Genomic DNA, 18,861 nt, shown 5'->3' on the forward strand with positions numbered 1-18,861 from the left:
GCCTCACCGCTCCACCAGTCGGATCGCGGCGGCCGGGCAGATGGCGACGGCCTCCTGTACGCCGTCCATTGAGGTCGTCGGCGGGGTGCCCCTCCAGCAGGATCGCGACGCCGTCCTCGTCCCGCTGGTCGAACACCTCGGGGGAACCCATCACGCACTGGCCGGAGGCCACGCACTTGGATTGGTCGAGCTCCACACGCATGGGCACGTTCGATCGCGATCACGTCCGGGGAGGCGGGATCGGCCGTCGGCGGCGATGGGGACATGGAGAGCACCTACCCTTCCCGTTGCCTAACTCAAGCAATTCGAGCCTGATCGGATTGCTTGACTCAAGTAAGTCATATGTGCTTGCCTCACTCAAGCAAGGCGACGAAACGGCTCCGGGCGGGCGGGACGAAGCGGCTCCGGGCGGGCCGGACGCAGCGATGCCCCTCCCGCCCCCCGGGCGCGGGTGAACAGGACCGGGGCCGTTTGAGCGGAACGGCCCCGACGCGCCGCACCCGTGGGGACGGGGCCCGGTGCCGTCGTCGGGCCCGGCAGCCGAACGGCCGCCCCGCACGGGCCCACCCGAGACTGAAGACAGGACGCGCCGATGAGAACGTCGCTACGAGCCGGCCCGGTGCCGCTGCGGGCCGGCCCGGTCGGGGCGCCCGCGTGCGGTGGGCTGGTCGTCGCGATGGCCGTCGACACCCCCGTCGGCTGCGAGCGGCCGGCGCGGAACCGCCCCGCCCTGGTCGTCGCTGAGTCGTACGGGCCGTCCGCGGCGCACGACGCCTGGTCCGCCGCGGCCGCCCGATGGATCGAGCCGCTTCCGCCGCGCTCCCCGCGGTCCCCGCCCACCCTGACGAGCGCGAGCGCGGTGAGCGCGGCTCGGCTGACGAGGCCTGCACGCCCTCCGGGCGCCCATGAGCCATCGGACGACTGATCGTGGGACGGCGCGGGCGGAGATCCCCCGCTCGGCAACCGGCACACCCTACGAAAGAGAGACAGTTGATGAGCAGCATCGGTCTTGACGGCCGCAGCGTCGTCGTCACGGGCGCCGGTTCCGGCATCGGCCGGGCCGCGGCCCTGAAGTTCGCCGCGGCGGGAGCGAAGGTCCTGGTCGCGGACCTCGACAAGGAGGCCGCCGAGGAGACCCGCAAGACGATCGAGACGGCCGGTGGCACCGCCCTCGCGGTCGTCGGCGACCTCAGCGACCAGACGGTCGTGGACGAGGTCGTCGAGCGTGCCGTGGAGGCCTTCGGCGGGCTCGACGTCCTGGTGAACAACGCCGGGATCATGGACCGGATGTCGGCCCTCGCGGACGTCGACGACGCCGAGTGGGAGCGGGTCATCCGGGTCAACCTGACCGCGCCGTTCCTGCTCACCCGGGCTGCCCTGCCGCACATGCTGAAGGCGGAGCGCGGCGCGATCGTCTTCACCGCCTCCGAGGCCGGACTGCGCGGCAGCGCGGCCGGCGCGGCCTACACCGCCTCCAAGCACGGCGTGATCGGCCTGGTGAAGAGCCTGTCGGTGATGTACCGCAAGAAGGGCATCCGGGCCAACGCGATCGCCCCCGGCCCCACGATGACCAACATCCAGGTCGACGCCGACCAGCAGGCCCACGGCCCCGCAGTCATCGGCAGCCTGATCGGCGCCACCATCGGGCGACTCGGCACGGCGGAGGAGCAGGCCGACGCGATCCTCTTCCTCGCCTCCGACGCGGCCGCCTTCGTCAACGGCGTCGTCCTGCCCGTCGACGACGCCTGGGCCGCCGTCTGACGGACCCCGCCCACGGCTGACCCCGGTCGGATCCGGTTTCCCGGAATCCGTCCGGGTCCGGGCCCGACCGGCGCCACCCTTCGCCTGCCCGACCGGCGACACCCCCTTCACCCGCCCGCGCGGTGGCGCCTCTTCTCCGTTCTCCAGAAAGCGAGTCTTCCCATGGCGACGATGAAGTCCGTCCGGACCGCCGGTGTCGGCAAGGTCGAGGTCGTGGACGTCGAACGTCCGGTGCCGGGTCCGAAGGACGTGCTCGTACGCGTCCGCGCCTGCGGCATCTGCGGCACCGACGTCACCTTCCTCCACATGGGAGGCGTACCGTCCCGCGCCCATCTGGGCGGTGAACTGATTCCGGTGGCACTCGGCCACGAGCCGGCCGGTGAGATCGTCGAGGTCGGCGCCGACGTCGCCGGACTCGCGGTCGGGGACCGGGTCGTGGTCAACCCGCAGGACGCGCCGACCGGCATCATCGGCTGCGGCGGCAGGTACGGCGCGATGAGCGAGTACCTGTTGATCGAGAACGCCGAAGCCGGCAAGGGGGTGGCGGTCTTCCCCGACACCGTGCCCTTCGATGTCGCCTCCCTCAACGAGCCCATGGCCGTGGCCCGGCACTGCGTCAACCGTTCCGAGGCGGGGCCGGACGACAAGGTCGTCGTCTTCGGTGCCGGACCCATCGGACTCGGCGCGGCGATCTGGCTGAAACTGCGCGGGGTGAAGCACGTGGTCGTCGCCGACGTCATCCCCTCCCGGCTGGAGAAGGCACTGGCCGTGGGCGCCGACGCCGTGATCAACTCGGCGGACGAGGATGTCGCCGCCCGCCTCACCGAGCTGCACGGTCGGGCCGCCAACGCCCTCGGCCAGCCCCGGCCCGGCACCGACGTCTACATCGACGCGGCCGGTGTCCCCGCCGTCTTCAACACGGTGGTGGGCGCGGCCAAGTGGGGCGCGAAGCTGGTCATGGTCGCCGTACAGAAGAAGGGCTCGGAGATCGACCTCGGCGGCATGCTCCGCAGCGAGCTGACCCTGATCGCCTCCCAGGGCTACCCCACCGAGATCTTCGAGGTCACCCCCGAGATCGTCGAGCACCATGAGCGCTTCGCCAAGCTGATCAGCCACCGGGTCCCCGCCGACGACGTGGAGCGGGCCTTCGAGTTGGCGCTGACGCCGGGGGCGGCGGAGAAGGTGGTCGTGACGTTCGACGAGTAGAGCCCGACGGTCCCCAGCGCCGGGGGCCTGCGCCGGTTGTCGCCGGAGGCAGGCCCCCGATGCTGTCTCCGAGTCCCGCGGACGGCCGATCCGGTCCGGATTGGGCTTTCATGCACTGTTCGTGAATGGAGGAACCTACGATTCTCGGAATTCGCTGAGCATTTGGTGTGCACCTTACGTAGGTGAGGACGCGCTTGACCCGTGCCGGTCGTCCCGCCGGCTCCGGAGTCGTCCTTGAGAGGCCTGATGAGACGCAACACGCGAAAGAGATCGAACACCGCCCGCCGAGCGGTGGGCGCGGCGGCCGCAGTGGCCGTCGGTGCCGGTGGACTGGTGGCAGTCAACATCTACGCCTCGGCCGGCGAGACGGGCGCCGCGAAGGGCTCCGCCCAGAACCAGGTGCTCGCGGCCGGAACGTCCACCATCGACTGCCCCGACGTGGGCCAGAAGTTGACGTCGGTACCGGCCCAGGCCAAGGCTCAGGTCGACAAGGAGCTGGCCCTTCTCGACAAGCAGATCTCCGAGGCGTACCAGCGCCTGTCCACCTCGCAGAGGGCGATTCAGCAGGATCCCAACTTCGCGCAGAACGCGATCGTGGGTCCCCTGAAGGACAAGCGGAAGGCGACGATCGACCGGATCGCCATCGCCATCGGCCGGGTGGCGGCCAAGCCGCAGGGCCTCGACTCCCTGGCGGCCTGCACGCTGCGTGCCACCGGCAACCAGCCCGCGCCCGCTCAGGGCGGTGGCAACAACCAGGGTGGCAACAACACCAATGCCGGAGCGGCCGGCAACGGTCCCGTCGCCGCCGACTTCGTGGACATCACCAAGGTGAAGCCCAATGTGCGCACGCCGGCCAGGTCGGCGAAGGCCTCGAAGGGCGTCTTCGTCACCAAGTGCGGTGTGAACGCCAACAAGCTGTACAACAGCGACAACGTCATCGTCGCGCCCGGTGTCACCAACGGCGCGCACCACATGCACGACTACGTCGGCAACCAGGACAACGACGCCTTCTCCAGCGACCAGGACTTCGCGAAGGCCGGTACCAGCTGCAAGAACAAGGGCGACAAGTCGTCGTACTACTGGCCGGTGCTGCGCCTCCAGGACGGCACCAAGGAGTTCGACGCCACCCAGCAGGGCGGTGGCGCCGAGGGCAACACGGGCCGGATCCTGACGGCGAAGAAGGCCACGCTGGACTTCGTGGGCAGCCCCCGCGGCAAGGTGGTGGCGATGCCCAAGTTCCTGCGCATCATCACCGGTGACGCCAAGGCGTTCGTCAACGGCACCGCCAACGCCAACGCCTCCTGGAGCTGCACCGGTTTCGAGAACAAGGTGCAGTTGAAGGACAAGTACCCGCTCTGCCCCTCGGGCAGCGACGTGGTGCGCACCTTCAAGTTCCAGAGCTGCTGGGACGGCAAGAACATCGACAGCGCCAACCACCGTACGCACGTGGCCTTCGCCGACGCCAACGGCAACTGCCAGGCCGGGTTCAAGGCCATCCCGCAGCTGGTGCAGCGTCTGGTGTACGACGTGGACGCGCCCAGCGTGAAGGACAACGGCAAGACCCGTCCGTTCTACTCGTTGGACAGCTTCCCCGAGCAGCAGCACAAGCCGGTCACCGACCACGGTGACTTCATCAACGTCTTCGACCAGAAGCTGATGAACAAGGCGGTCCAGTGCATCAACACCGGACGTAAGTGCAGCTGAGTCCGGACCACGGGTGGGGGCGTCGTCAGGACGACGCCCCCACCCACGCGTGTGCCATCCGACCCACCGCTCGGGGCGCCTCTGGTCCTTCAGGGGCGCGGGGAACTGCGCGAGCAGCCACACACCACCCGCACCCGCCGACGCACCCGCGCCACCAACCTCCGAACGCGCCGCCGCGCCCCTCCGCTTCCCTCGACGGCCCTCAGGCCCGCCCCCCGCCCAGCGGCAGTCGCACGGTGAACGTCGTCGCTCCCGGGCGGCTCGTCAGGTCGATGGTGCCGCCGTGGGCGCGGACGAGAGAGCGGGCGACGGCGAGGCCCAGACCGCTGCCGCCCCGGTCGCGGCTGCGGGCCTTGTCGACGCGGTAGAAGCGGTCGAAGACGCGCTCCTGGTCGTCCGCCGGGATACCCGGCCCGGAGTCGGTGATCCGCACCTCCGCCGTGCCGGACTCGACGGCGACCTCCAGGTGGACCTTCGTGCCGGCCGGGGTGTGCACGGCGGCATTGGTGAGGTGGTTGTCGAGGACCTGACGGACACGCAGCGGGTCGAGGCGCAGCCGTACGGGTGAGGAGTCGGTCGTCACCGTCAGCGGATGGCCGGGGTGGCCCGCGCGGAAGGCGTCCCCCGCCTGGCGCGCGAGGTCCACCAGGTCGGTCTCCTCCAGCCGCAGCGGTGTCTCCACGTCGGCGGCGTCGAGGCGGGCGAGCATCAGCAGGTCGTCCAGCAGGTACCCCATGCGGGCGGCCTCGGCGCGCAGCCGGGCCAGGTGCTTGTCGCGTTCCTCGGGGCTGTGCGCGGCGGCGTACTGGAAGAGGTCGGCGTAACCGCGTACCGACATCAACGGCGTGCGCAGTTCGTGGGAGGCGTCGGCGACGAAGCGGCGCAGGCGCTGTTCGGCCTCGGTGCGGACGGCGAGGGCGTCGTCGATGTGCTCCAGCATCGTGTTGAAGGCGGTGCGCAGCTCCTCGACCTCAGGGCCGCCGTCGCGGTTGTCGTGGCGCACCGGCAGCCGCGCCGAGTCCGTCAGGTCGTGCGAGGTGATGCCCCGGGCGGTGTGCGCCATGTCGCTCAGCGGCTTCAGTCCGCGTCGCAGCATGGCCCGGCCGAAGACGACGAGCGCCATCAGGGCCAGGACGAAGGTGACCACCTGGACCGTGATCAGCCGGCCGACCGTGTCCTCGATGTCGTCCATGGGCGCGGCGCTGACCAGGACCACCCCCGGCTCGACCTCGCAGGCCCGCAGCCGGTACTGGCCCTGCCCCTTCAGATGCTCGGTACGCAGGACCTCCGTGTCCTGTGTGGTCTGCGCCTTGGCGACGAGGGTGAAGTCGTCGATGTCCTCGGGAACGTCGGCGGGGTCCTCGGGCTTCCGGAGCACGGGGGCGCCGCTCGACGTGTCGTACACCGCGTAGTACCAGCGGTAGTACTTCTTTCCCTCCAGCGTGCCGTAGTCCGCGATGCTCTTGGACTGGGCCATCTGGGCGATCTTCAGCTGCTCGTTGAGCTGCGCCGACAGGTAGTCGCGCATGGACATGGTCAGAGCGCTGCCGACGACGGCGAACACGACGAGCGCCAGGGCCCCGAGGCCGAGGGCCAGCCGGGTGCCGAGGCGCATGCCGCGGTAGCTCTGCTTGAGGCGGGCGATCACTCGGTGGCCTGCCGCAGCACGTAGCCGAATCCGCGCACGGTGTGGATGAGCGGTTCGCCGGTGTCGTCGAGCTTGCGGCGCAGCCGGCTGACGACCAGCTCGACGACGTTGGAGCGGCCGCCGAAGCCGTACTCCCAGACGTGGTCGAGGATCTGCGCCTTGGTGAGGACGGTCGGGGACTTGCGCATCAGATAGCGCAGCACCTCGTACTCGGTGGGGGTGAGGGTGAGCAGCTTCTCGCCGCGGCGGACCTCCCGGGTGTCCTCGTCCATCGCGAGGTCCGCCACCTGGAGCACGGACCGCTGGAAGGCCGGCCCGGCGCTGCGGCGCAGCACGGTGCGCAGCCTGGCCATCAGCTCCTCCACGGCGAAGGGTTTGACCAGGTAGTCGTCACCGCCCCGAGTGAGGCCGGCGACCCGGTCGGCGACGCCGTCGCGGGCGGTGAGGAACACCACGGGCACCATGGTGCCGGACCGGCGCAGCCGGTCGAGCACGCCGAATCCGTCCACCCCTGGCAGCATGAGGTCCAGGACCACGATGTCGGGACGGAACTCGGCCGCCTGCCGCAGGGCCTCCTCACCGGAGTGCGCGGTGACCGCCTCCCAGCCCTCGTAGCGGGCGACGGTGGCCACCAGGTCGGCGATGGGCGGATCGTCGTCCACAACGAGAAGTCGCACTTTTTCCACGTGCTCATAGTGCGCTACCGGTCGCTTCACTCCATAGCCGCTCACAGCTTGGCAGCCGATCGATAAAAACTTGAAAGTTGTCCGACAGTAAAACGACAGCACTCGCCGGACAAGCTCGTATCCCCACCCGATCAAGGAGCTGTCCTCGTGACCACTGTCCAACAACCCCCCACAGCGGTGAGCCGCTCGGGAGCGCGGCCCAAAGTGGTCGCCCGAACCGGTCTGTACGCCGTGCTGGCGGCGAACGTGGTCGCGGTGGCCGTCTTCTTCGTCCAGGCGGGCTTCGCCTCCAACGCGCTGATCGTGCTGGGCCGCCTGACCGGCCTGTACGGCGCGCTCCTCATGGCCTTCCAGCTGGTGCTGGTGGCCCGGCTGCCGTGGCTCGACCGGCGTATCGGCATGGACCGGCTGACGTCCTGGCACCGCTGGACCGGCTTCTCGGTACTGTGGCTGCTCGTCGCGCACGGCGTGTTCATCACCTTCGGCTACGCCCAGTCCTCGGACATGGACCCGGTCAGCCAGCTGGTCGACCTCGCCGAGACCGTCGAGGGTGTGCTGCGCGCGATCGTCGCGCTGGGGATCATCATCGTGATCGGCGTGGTCTCGGCCCGCTACGCCCGGCGCAGGCTCGCCTACGAGACCTGGCACTTCATCCACCTGTACACCTACGTCGCGGTGGTGCTGGCCTTCACCCACCAGGTCTCGGCGGGTACGTCGTTCGCCTCCTCGCAGACCGCGACCGCATACTGGTACACGCTGTGGGGGGTGGCTCTGGCCTCGGTGTTCATGGGCCGGCTGGTGCTGCCGCTGTGGCGCAACTGGCGTCACCAGCTCCGTGTGACCGCGGTCGTCCCCGAGGCCGACAACGTCGTCTCGATCTACATGACCGGCCGTGACCTGGACCGGATGCCCGCGCGGGCCGGCCAGTTCTTCCTGTGGCGCTTCCTGACCCGCGACCGCTGGTGGCAGGCCAACCCGTTCTCGCTGTCGGCCGCGCCCGACGGCAAGCAGCTGCGGCTGACGGCGAAGGCGGCCGGCGAGGGCTCCGCCGCCCTGCGGCACGTGAAGGTCGGCACCCGGGTGTTCGCCGAGGGCCCGTACGGGGCCTTCACCGCGATGCACCGCACCCGGCCGGAGTCCGTGCTCATCGCGGGCGGCGTCGGTGTCACCCCGATCCGGGCCCTGCTGGAGGAGATCCAGGGGCACGCCGTGGTCATCTACCGCGTGGCCACCAAGCAGGACGCGGTCCTCTACAACGAGCTCCAGCAGCTCGCCTTCGACAAGGGCGCCGAGCTGCACCTGGTGTCCGGCCCCGTCAGCCCCGACCTGCTGGCGCCGCGCGAGCTGCTGCGGATGGTGCCGGACATCGCCGACCGGGACGTGTTCCTGTGCGGGCCGCCGCCGATGATGAACGCGGTCCTGGGCAACCTGCGCGAGCTGGACGTGCCCAAGCCGCAGATCCACTTCGAACGCTTCAGCCTGGCTGGATGAGGGACACGAGGAAAACACTGTGAAACGAGCCATACCCGCCCTGGTCCTGAGCGCCGCCGCGCTGGTGCCCGTCTGGCGTTACGCCCCCTCGACCGAGACCACCACCACGGTGACCGCGGAGCCGGCCCCGTCGGCCTCCGCGTCCACCTCGGGGGACTCCTCCGTGGTCACGGGGCCGACCATCGACACGGAGAAGGGTCCCGTCCAGGTCCAGGCGACCTTCCAGGGCGAGAAGATCACCGCCGTCAGGATGCTCCAGCAGCCGGACCATCCGCAGACCGAAGCCGCCGTCCCGGTGCTGGTCGAGGAGACGCTGCAGGCGCAGAGCGCCGACATCGACACCGTCTCCGGCGCCACCATCACCAGCGACGCCTACCGCGAGTCCCTCCAGGCCGTGATCGACGAGAACGCGGAGTCGGCGTCCTCGTCCGACTCCGGCTCCGACGCCGGCTCCGAATCGGCGTCGGACTCCTCGTCGCCGTCCGGATCGGCGTCGGCGGAGAGCGCGAACCGGACCGTCGCGGGCTCGACGGTCAGCACCTCCAAGGGTGACGTCCAGGTCCAGGTGACCTTCGAGGGCGACAAGATCACCACCGTGAAGATGCTGAAGCAGCCGAACCACCCGCAGACCGAGGCCGCCGTCCCGGTGCTGGTCAAGGAGACCCTGGCGGCGCAGAGCGCCGACATCGACACCGTCTCCGGCGCCACCATCACCAGCGGCGGCTACCGGGAGTCCCTCCAGGCCGCGCTCGACGCGAAGGCCTGATCCGGTGCGCCGCGTCGAACACATCATGGGGTTCCCGATCTCGCTGCTGATCGAGGACGACAACGCCACCCCCGAGGCCGCCGAACCGGCGTTCGACTGGCTGCGCGAGGTCGACGCGCGGTTCAGCCCGTTCCGCGCCGACAGCGAGGTGTCCCGGCTGGACCGGGGCGAGCTGGCACCGGACGAGGTCAGCCGGGACCTGGCCGAGGTCCTCGCGCTGTGCGAGGAGTACCGCGTGGCGTCGGGCGGCGCGTTCGACGTACGGCTGCCGGGGCGTGGGCTCGACCCCTGCGCCATGGTGAAGGGGTGGGCCGCGCAGCGGGCCGCCGAACTGCTGGCGGACCGGGGCGCGAAGCGGCTCTGTCTCAACGCGGGCGGGGACGTGGCCGCGACCGGTGGGCCGTGGCGGGTGGGCGTGCGCCACCCCGAGCGGGCCGACCGGCTCTGTACGGTCCTGTCCCTCACGGACGGGGCGGTCGCGACCTCCGCCCGCTACGAGCGCGGCGACCACATCCTCGACGGCCGGACGGGTCGGCCGGCGACGGGGCTGCTCAGCCTGACCGTGGTGGCACCCTCCCTCACGGAGGCCGACGCCACGGCCACCGCCGCGTTCGCCATGGGCGCGGAAGGGATCGAGTGGGCCGCGTCCCGGGAGGGCTGCGAGATCTTCGCGGTCGACGCGCGGCAGCGTGTCTTTCGCACGCCGGGGTTGCCTGTGGCGGCCTGAGGGGCCTGACGGAGCGTTGACGGGCCGGAGGCGGCTTCGCCTCATGGCTCGGGGGTGCGGGTCGTACGGCGACTGCGGGTGCATGTGGCCGAATAGGGCCAAATATGGCCGAATCACACCCGTTCCCCGCTTCCCCCTCACCCCCGTCGCGCTCCCCTCTCCCCCGGTGGATCCTGAGATCACCGGGCGAAGGGAGGCGTATGACCAGCACCTCGGCCGAGCGCACCCCCGCGTGGCGGCGCCTCCTCCCCGGTCTCGCCGTGCTCCTCGGCTATCGGCGCTCATGGTTGCGCGGCGACTCGATCGCCGGGGTGACGGTCGCCGCGTATCTCGTGCCGCAGGTCATGGCGTACGCCGTGGTCGCGGGCCTTCCCCCGGTCGTCGGCCTCTGGGCGATGCTCCCCGCACTCGCCCTCTACCCCCTCCTCGGCTCCTCCCGTCTCCTCTCGGTCGGCCCGGAATCGACCGCCGCCCTGATGACCGCGGCGGTGATCGGCCCCCTCGCGGACGGTGACCCACGGCGGTACGCCACACTCGCCGCCGTCCTCGCGATCGTCGTCGGTCTGCTCTGCCTGCTCGCCCGGGCGCTTCGGCTCGGCTTCGTCGCGGACCTGCTCTCCCGCCCCGTCCTGATCGGCTATCTCGCGGGCCTGGCGCTCATCATGGTCATGGACCAGCTGCCGAAGCTCGCGGGCGTGGAGGCGTCCGGTGCGGAGTTCTTCCCGAAGCTGTGGTCCTTCCTCCGGCACCTCGGTGACGCCCACCTCGCCACCGTCGTGCTCTCCGCGACCGCGATCACGTTCCTCTTCGTCGTCCCCGTCCTCGCCCGCTCCCTCCCCGGCCCCCTCCTCGCCGTCGTCCTCGGTACGACGGCCGTGGTCGCCTTCGACCTCGACGACCGGTTCGGCATCGACGTCATCGGCGAGGTCCCGTCCGGTCTGCCGGGCTTCGCCGTGCCGGACCTCGCCGAGCTGCCGTCCCTGCTGCTGCCCGCCCTGGGTGTCCTGCTCGTCAGCTACACCGATGTCGTCCTCACCGCCCGGGCGTTCGCCGACCGCGCCGACAAGGGCCCGGGGTGCGATCCGAACCAGGAGTTCCTGGCGCTGGGCGCGGCCAACCTGGGCGCGGGGGTGCTGCACGGCATGCCGGTCAGCAGCAGCGCCAGCCGTACCGCGCTCGCCTCCTCGGCGGGCGCCCGCAGCCAGGGGTACGCGCTCGTCTCGGGCGTGGCGGTCCTCGCCGTGCTGCTCTTCCTCGGCTCGTTGCTGACCCGCACCCCGTCCGCCGTACTGGGCGCGATCGTCGTCTACGCCGCCGCCCGGATGGTCGACCTGGCCGGCTTCCGCCGACTGGCCGCCTTCCGGCGCCGCGAGCTGCTCCTCGCGGTCGGCTGTCTGGCCGGCGTGCTCGTCTGGGGCATCCTGTACGGCGTCCTGGTGGCCGTCGGCCTGTCGGTGGTCGAGCTGCTGACGCGGGTGGCCCGTCCCCACGATGCCGTGGAGGGGCTGGTTCCGGGGGTGGCCGGCATGCACGACGTGGACGACTATCCCGAGGCCCGGACGATCCCCGGGCTCCTGGTCTACCGCTACGACTCCCCGCTCTTCTTCGCCAACGCGGAGGACTTCCGCCGCCGGGCCCTCGCCGCGGTCGACGATCAGGAGGAACAGGGGGAGGCGGTGCGCTGGTTCCTGCTGAACACCGAGGCCAACGTCGAGGTCGACATCACCGCCCTGGACGCGGTCGAGGCACTCCGCCGCGAGCTGACCCGCCGTGGCGTCGTCTTCGCCCTCGCCCGCGTGAAGCAGGACCTGCTCGACGAACTCGACGCGTACGGGCTCGCGAAGTCGGTCGGCACCGACCGGATCTTCCCGACCCTGCCGACCGCCGTGGCGGCATACCGGGCGTGGTGCCGCGAGCGGTGACGCCGGACGCACGGCCCACGGCCGTCAGCCATCAGCCGTCACCCATCAGCCGTCACCCATCAGCCGTCAGCCGTCAGCCCTCAGCTGACAACCGCCGACGGCCCAGAACCTCCGCCGCTCTCCCGTCCCGTCCCGTTCCCTGGCCCGGTCCGCAGACGCCGTGCACCGCGTGGCGGTGGCGGTGGCGGCGGTGGTGGCGGCGGAGCATCACTCCGCGTCCGCGGACCCCGCCGGATCCCGCCCGGACGCGCACCGGGTCGAATTCGGCCAGCACACGCCGCACGCCGACCATCGCACGCCGGCCGCCGGACGAAACTGCGGGCACAGCTGCCGCCCCCGCTCCCCACACCGCCCGCCCCGCCCCGAAATCCCGTTGCGGTCCGCACCCCTGTCCCCGGACAGTGGCCCCATGACAACGACACACCCCACCCCCCTGCCGCCCGGCCTGACCGTGCGCCCGGCGACGCTCGACGACGCGGAGGCGGTGTGCGCGCTGCTCAACGAGATCGATCTGCTGGAGATCGGCCGTGCCGAGACCGAGTTGGGCGAGGTGCAGGCCGATCTGAAGCATCCCGAGGCGGACCTGGAGCGTGACTCCTGGCTGCTGTTCGACGGGGACCGGCTGGTGGCGTACGGCCTGCAGTGGGACGAGTCCGGCGGCGAGCGCATCGACATGGACCACTACACGCTGCCCGACCAACCGCTCGGCGCCCTGCACCTGTTCGACCTGATGGAGGCCCGGGCCGCGGAACGGGCGGCGGCCAACGGGGCGGACCGGGCCGTGGTGCACATGCACCTCAACATCGCGCCCACCATGGACCTCGACGCGCTGCGCGACCGCGGCTGGCACACGGTCCGCCGCTACAACGTCATGGCCCGTCCCCTCTCCCCCACCGAGCCGCTGCCGACGCCCCCGCCCGGCGTCACCCTCCGCTCCTGCGCCACCGAGCCGGACCGCCGGCAGGCCCACGCCCTGCTGCAGACGGCCTTCGCCGACCACTTCGACTTCCAGCCGCGTACGTACGAGCAGTGGCTGGACGACATCGACGCCGAGCACGTCGACTGGTCGCTGCTCTGGATCGCGCACGTCGACGGCCTCGGAGACGCGGCGGCCCTGCGGTCGCGCAACGACCGCACCAGCATGGCCTGGATCTCCAGCATCGGCGTCCTTCGCGAGGCCCGTGGCCAGGGCCTCGGCAGCCTGCTGCTGCGCCACGCCTTCGGTCACTACGCCGCCCTGGGCCGCGACCGCATAGGCCTCGGCGTCGACACCGACAACAGCAGCGGCGCCCTCGCCCTGTACGAACGGCACGGCATGAAGCTGGACTTCGCGGTCGACACCTGGGAACTGGTACGCCCCGTCAAGTAGGCACGGACCTCCGAGCCCCCGTTCTCCACCGAGGACGGGGGTTTTCCATGTTCGACCAGTCGGACATTGTTCGAAACCTCTTGACGCCTCACCGCACCCCGATTGACACTCTCGCAACACGACGTCACAAGGCCGAAACAGCGGGAAACCCAGGGCGAGGGTTCCCGCCCCTTCCCGATGCCTTCCCCTTGCCTTCGTCTTGCCTTCGCCACCCCTTCATCAGCCGTGTTCTCAGCAGGGATACTCGACATGACGTACATCGCACGTCTGCGCGGCCGCGCGAGACGCTGGGCGGGTCCGCTCGCCGGACTGACCGCCGCGTCGCTGCTCCTGGGCCTCGCGGGGCCCGCCGCTCCGGCCGCCGCGGACGGCGCCGACATCACCGACGGTCTGGCCCTCTGGTACAAGCTCGACGCCGCCTCCGGCACCACGGTCGCCGACGCTTCCGGCAACGGCCGGGACGGCACGGTGAACGGCACCGCCGGCTGGACGGGCAACGGCCAGGGCCTCGCCTTCAACGGTTCGGACACCTACATCAAGGTGCCGAACGACGTCATGAAGGGCATGGACTCGATCAGCGTCTCCATGGACGTGCTGATGGACGAGTCGCAGACCGGCCCATACTTCATCTACGGCTTCGGCAACACCAGCGGCGGCGCGGGCAACGGCTACCTGTTCGCCACCGGCAACTCGCTGCGCACCTCCATCGCGTCCGGCAACTGGTCGACCGAGCAGAACACCCGGCCCTCCGACTCGCACAACCTGACCCGCTCGGTGTGGAAGCAGCTCACCTACACCCAGACCGGCACCACCGGCGTGCTGTACGAGGACGGCGTGGAGGTCGGCCGCAACACCTCGGTCACCATCACTCCGGGATCGATCGGCTCGGGCACGACCACCGCCAACCACATCGGCAAGTCGGTCTACACCAGCGACAAGCTCTTCAAGGGCAAGATCCGCGACTTCCGGGTCTACAACAGGGCCCTCGCCGGCTCCGAGGTCGAGCAGCTCTCGCTCCCCATCGCCGAGGAGGGCGTCGCCGCCGACAAGGCGGCCCTCACCCTGGGTGACACCAGCGCGGTGACCGCCGACCTGGACCTGCCGAAGACGGGCACGGCCGGCGGCTCGACCATCACCTGGGCGAGCGACAACACCGACGTGGTCTCGGACTCCGGCGCTGTGACCCGCCCCGCCGCCGGTCAGCCGGACGGCCACGCCACACTGACGGCGACCCTGAAGAAGGGTCCCGCGAGCGCCACCAAGACCTTCGAGGTCACGGTCCCGCCCGCCTTCGACGACACGACCGCCGTCGACCAGGCCACCGAGGCGCTGACCGTGCACAACCTCGACGACGTCCGCGGCAACCTCACGCTCCCGACGTCCGGTGACTTCGCCACCAAGGTCGCCTGGTCCTCCGCGAACACGGACGTCATCTCCGCCGAGGGCGTGGTGAAGCGTCCCGCACACGGCGACGGCGCCACCACCGTCGAGCTGACCGCGACCGTCACCAAGGGCGACGCGAAGAAGACCCGTGCCTTCACCGCGAAGGTGCCGGAGCTGCCGAAGAAGGAAGCCCTCAAGGGCTACATGTTCAGCTACTTCACCGGCGAGGGCACCTCGGACGGCGAGCAGCTCTACGCGGCCCTCAGCAAGGGCAACGACCCGCTGAAGTGGCGGGAGTTGAACGACGGCAAGCCCGTCCTGACCTCCACGCTCGGTGAGAAGGGTCTGCGCGACCCGTTCATCATCCGCTCCCCCGAGGGCGACAAGTTCTACCAGATCGCCACGGACCTCAAGATCTACGGCAACGGCGACTGGGACGCCTCGCAGCGCACCGGCAGCAAGTCCATCATGGTGTGGGAGTCGACCGACCTGGTGAACTGGACCAACCAGCGCCTGGTGAAGGTCTCCCCCGACTCGGCCGGCAACACCTGGGCCCCGGAGGCCTACTACGACGAGGAGCGTGGCGAGTACGTCGTGTTCTGGGCGTCGAAGCTGTACGACAACGAGGCCCACTCCGGCGACACGTACAACCGCATGATGTACGCGACGACCCGTGACTTCTACACCTTCAGCGAGCCCAAGGTCTGGATCGACCGCGGCTACTCGGTCATCGACTCCACGGTCATCCGCCACGACGGCGAGTACTTCCGCCTCTCCAAGGACGAGCGCAACAACACCTCCTCCACGCCCAACAGCAAGTTCATCTTCGAGGAGAAGAGCGACACGCTCCGCAACCTCTCCTGGACCGCCGTCGCCGAGGGCATCGGCAAGGGCGAGATGAGCGCCGCCGAGGGCCCGCTGGTGTTCAAGTCGAACACCGAGGAGAAGTGGTACGCGTTCCTGGACGAGTTCGGCGGTCGCGGCTACATCCCCTTCGAGACGACGGACCTGGCCTCCGGCGTCTGGACCCCGTCCACCGGCTACGACCTGCCGTCCAAGCCCCGGCACGGCACGGTGCTGCCGGTGACGCAGGCCGAGTACGACCGGCTGCTGCAGACCTACCAGCCGGATCAGATCATCACCGACGTCGAGGACGTCAAGGTCGAGACGCGTGTCGGTGACGCCCCGGTCCTGCCGGCCACCGTCATCGCCGAGTCCGCGGACGGCGTGAAGCGGCCCGTCGCGGTCACCTGGGAGGCCGTGGACGCGTCGCAGTACGCGCAGGCCGGCACCTTCACGGTGAAGGGCGACATCGCCGGTGACTCGGCGATAGCAGTCACCGCCGAGGTCACGGTCTCCGCCGAGGGCCCCGACGTCCCGGCCGACCTGCTCCTGCACTACGACTTCGACGAGACCGGCGGCAGCATCGCCCGCGACTCCAGCGGCCACGGCTACCACGGCACCTACGTCCGTACGCCCGACTTCGGGACCGGCGTCGACGGCGGCTCGTTCAAGATGTCCGGCGGCAACAGCGGCTCCAGCTCGCCGTACGTCAAGATCCCGAACGGCGTCCTGAAGGACACGAGCAGCGTCACCGTCTCCACGTACGTGAAGTGGAAGGGCGGCGACAACTTCCAGTGGCTGTTCGGACTCGGCCCGGACAGCAACAAGTACCTGTTCGCCACGCCGTCCAACGGCGGCGGCAAGCTGTTCTCCGCGATCACCAAGGCCACCTGGTCCGGTGAGAAGCAGATGATCGGCGGCTCCCAGCTCACCCCGGGCGAGTGGAAGCACGTCACCGTCACCCTGAACGGCGCGACCGAGACGGCGGTCCTCTACGTCGACGGCGCCGAGACGGCCCGCGTGAACGGCGTCACCATCAAGCCGTCCGACCTGTACGACTCCGCCAAGGACCACTCCGGCTACATCGGCAAGTCCCTGTACTCCCCGGACCCGTACTTCGGCGGCGAGGTCGACGACTTCCGGATCTACAACCGGGCCCTGACGCCCGCCGAGGTCCTGGAGCTCAGCGGCAACACCACCGGGATCGCCGCGGCGACCCACCCGGCGCTCAAGGTCGACGCGGTCATCAACGACAAGGACAGCAAGGTCGTCCTGCCGCTGACCCCGGGCAGTGATGTCACCGCCCTGGCACCGCAGTTCACCCTGGCCCACGGCGCGACGATCAGCCCCGCCTCCGGCACCCTGCGCGACTTCAGCGAGCCGGTGACGTACGAGGTCACGGGCTCGGACGGGAAGAAGCGCACCTGGACCGTCTCGGCCGTGGTCATGAAGAGCCCGGTCCTCCCCGGTCTCAACGCCGACCCGAACGTCGTCCGCTTCGGCGACACCTTCTACATCTACCCGACCACCGACGGCTTCGAGGGCTGGAGCGGTACGCAGTTCAAGGCGTACTCCTCCAAGGACCTGGTCAACTGGACCGACCACGGCGTCATCCTGGACCTCGGTCCGGACGTCTCCTGGGCGGACAGCAGGGCCTGGGCTCCGGCGATGGAGGAGAAGAACGGCAAGTACTACTTCTACTTCTGCGCCGACGCGAACATCGGTGTCGCGGTCTCCGACTCGCCCACCGGCCCGTTCAAGGACGCCCTCGGCAAGCCGCTGCTGAAGGCGGGTGACCACCGGGGCCAGATGATCGACCCGGCGGTCTTCACCGACGACGACGGCACGTCGTACCTCTACTGGGGCAACGGCCGCGCCTACGTGGTCCCGCTCAACGACGACATGGTCTCCTTCGACGCCTCGAAGGTCGCCGACATCACGCCGAGCGGCTACAACGAGGGCACCTTCGTCATCAAGCGCAAGGGCACCTACTACTTCATGTGGTCGGAGAACGACACACGTGACGAGAACTACCGGGTCGCCTACGCCACCGGCTCCTCGCCCACCGGTCCCTGGACCAAGCAGGGCGTGATCCTGGAGAAGGACCTCTCGCTCGGCATCAAGGGCCCCGGCCACCACTCGGTGGTCCACGTCCCGAACACCGACGACTGGTACATCGTCTACCACCGCTTCGCCATCCCCGGCGGTGACGGCACCCACCGTGAAACCACCATCGACAAGCTGGAGTTCGACGCCGACGGCATGCTGAAGAAGGTCGTCCCGACCCTGGAGAGCATCGACCCGGTCACCATCGCCCGGGCCGGCGAGGACGCCTCCGGCAAGGAAGGCGCCAAGATCCAGCTGGACGGCACCGTCTCCGGAGCGGGCACCGCCCAGTGGACGATCGGCAACGACGTGCCCTGCGTCTTCGCCGACGCCAAGTCCGCGAAGACGACGATCACCTGCGCGGACAACGGCACGTACGAGGTCACCCTGACCGGCGGCCGCAGCAGCGACACGGCGACCGTGACCGTCACCAACGCGGCCCCGAAGATCACCTCCGCGACCGGTCCCAAGTCCCCGGTGGCGGTGGGTAAGGGCACCTCGGTCACGGCGAAGTTCACCGACCCGGGCACCCGCGACACCCACACCTGCAAGGTCGACTGGAAGGACGGCACCAAGCCCACCACCGGCAAGATCTCCGCCGGCGTCTGCAAGGCCGAGCACACCTACCGCAAGGCGGGTATCTTCCGCCCGGTGATCACCGTCACCGACGACGACGGCGCCTCGGCGAGCAGCACCCTCCCCGAGCTGATCGTCTACGACCGGGCCGCCGGTTCCGCGACCGGAAAGGGCAGCTTCACCTCACCGGCCGGGTCCTTCCCGGCAGGCCCGAAGCTGACCGGCACGACAGGCTTCTCCTTCACCGCCAAGTACGGCAAGTACGACACCAAGCCGTCCGGCAAGGCCGCGCTCGACTTCGCCAAGGCCAAGCTGAAGTTCCGCTCCACCGGCTCCGACTGGCTGGTCGTCACCGGCTCGAAGGCGGTCTACCAGGGCTCCGGCACGGTCAACGGCAAGACCGGCTACGCCTTCCGCATCACGGCCACCGACGGCCCGGACACCTTCAAGATCAAGATCTGGAAGAAGTCCTCGGGTTCGGTTGTCTACGAGAACACCACGGCGGCGAAGACGAAGGGCATCACCATCGGCCGCAAGTAGCCCTCCCCGCGACACCTGACCCGAGCCGCGTCCGGATCCGTCCGGGCGCGGCTCGGTTTGTGTGGGGGCGGGTGGTCAACTGCGGGTCCGGTGGGGGCTGGTCGCGCAGTTCCCCGCGCCCCTGAAAAGCAGG

General features: G+C 70.0%; 12 protein-coding genes and 1 pseudogene. 10 read left to right on the forward strand and 3 right to left on the reverse strand.

Annotated elements, in window-relative coordinates; all coding sequences use genetic code 11:
- Positions 1-3: 3 nt before the first annotated feature.
- Positions 4-202, reverse strand: a pseudogene (locus tag ACWD26_RS40145) (ferredoxin).
- A 390-nt stretch (positions 203-592) separates the two neighbouring features.
- On the opposite strand from ACWD26_RS40145, the gene ACWD26_RS40150 reads away from it, so the two are divergent.
- The 4 genes from ACWD26_RS40150 to ACWD26_RS40165 all read left to right on the forward strand — a co-directional run bounded on the left by ACWD26_RS40150 (position 593) and on the right by ACWD26_RS40165 (position 4,671).
- Positions 593-925, forward strand: coding sequence for a hypothetical protein (locus ACWD26_RS40150; protein WP_451278039.1), 333 nt, complete (start codon positions 593-595; stop codon positions 923-925).
- A gap of 65 nt (positions 926-990) precedes the next feature.
- A complete protein-coding gene (locus tag ACWD26_RS40155; RefSeq protein WP_451278041.1) occupies positions 991-1,761 on the forward strand; it encodes an SDR family NAD(P)-dependent oxidoreductase in 771 nt (256 codons plus the stop codon).
- 162 nt (positions 1,762-1,923) lie between these two features.
- Entirely contained in the window at positions 1,924-2,967 is a 1,044-nt protein-coding gene (locus tag ACWD26_RS40160; RefSeq protein WP_451278043.1) for a zinc-dependent alcohol dehydrogenase, read from the forward strand.
- Positions 2,968-3,213: 246 nt separating this feature from the next.
- A complete protein-coding gene (locus tag ACWD26_RS40165) occupies positions 3,214-4,671 on the forward strand; it encodes a DUF1996 domain-containing protein (protein WP_451278045.1) in 1,458 nt (485 codons plus the stop codon).
- Between the two features lie 202 nt (positions 4,672-4,873).
- Here the strand turns inward: ACWD26_RS40165 and ACWD26_RS40170 are convergent, their stop codons facing one another.
- Both ACWD26_RS40170 and ACWD26_RS40175 read right to left on the reverse strand, forming a co-directional pair.
- Entirely contained in the window at positions 4,874-6,319 is a 1,446-nt protein-coding gene (locus ACWD26_RS40170) for a sensor histidine kinase (RefSeq protein WP_451278047.1), read from the reverse strand.
- Positions 6,316-7,005, reverse strand: a complete 690-nt coding sequence (locus ACWD26_RS40175; RefSeq protein ID WP_451278049.1) for a response regulator transcription factor — start codon at positions 7,003-7,005, stop codon at positions 6,316-6,318. The genes ACWD26_RS40170 and ACWD26_RS40175 overlap by 4 nt, the downstream gene beginning before the upstream one ends.
- Positions 7,006-7,152: 147 nt before the next feature.
- Between ACWD26_RS40175 and ACWD26_RS40180 the strand changes: the two genes are divergently transcribed.
- From ACWD26_RS40180 to ACWD26_RS40205, 6 genes are all read left to right on the forward strand, one after another.
- Positions 7,153-8,496, forward strand: a complete 1,344-nt coding sequence (locus ACWD26_RS40180) for a ferredoxin reductase family protein (RefSeq protein WP_451278050.1) — start codon at positions 7,153-7,155, stop codon at positions 8,494-8,496.
- 19 nt (positions 8,497-8,515) lie between these two features.
- A complete protein-coding gene (locus tag ACWD26_RS40185; RefSeq protein WP_451278052.1) occupies positions 8,516-9,262 on the forward strand; it encodes an FMN-binding protein in 747 nt (248 codons plus the stop codon).
- 4 nt (positions 9,263-9,266) lie between these two features.
- Complete coding sequence (locus ACWD26_RS40190) at positions 9,267-9,989, forward strand: FAD:protein FMN transferase (RefSeq protein ID WP_451278054.1); 723 nt, start codon at positions 9,267-9,269, stop codon at positions 9,987-9,989.
- A 200-nt stretch (positions 9,990-10,189) separates the two neighbouring features.
- Positions 10,190-11,911: a SulP family inorganic anion transporter gene (locus ACWD26_RS40195; RefSeq protein WP_451278056.1), complete on the forward strand. Its 1,722-nt coding sequence runs from the start codon at positions 10,190-10,192 to the stop codon at positions 11,909-11,911.
- 409 nt (positions 11,912-12,320) lie between these two features.
- Positions 12,321-13,280: a GNAT family N-acetyltransferase gene (locus tag ACWD26_RS40200; RefSeq protein ID WP_451278058.1), complete on the forward strand. Its 960-nt coding sequence runs from the start codon at positions 12,321-12,323 to the stop codon at positions 13,278-13,280.
- A gap of 249 nt (positions 13,281-13,529) precedes the next feature.
- Positions 13,530-18,728, forward strand: a complete 5,199-nt coding sequence (locus ACWD26_RS40205; RefSeq protein ID WP_451278059.1) for a family 43 glycosylhydrolase — start codon at positions 13,530-13,532, stop codon at positions 18,726-18,728.
- The last annotated feature ends 133 nt before the right edge of the window (positions 18,729-18,861 follow it).

Source organism: Streptomyces sp. NPDC002787, assembly GCF_053592095.1.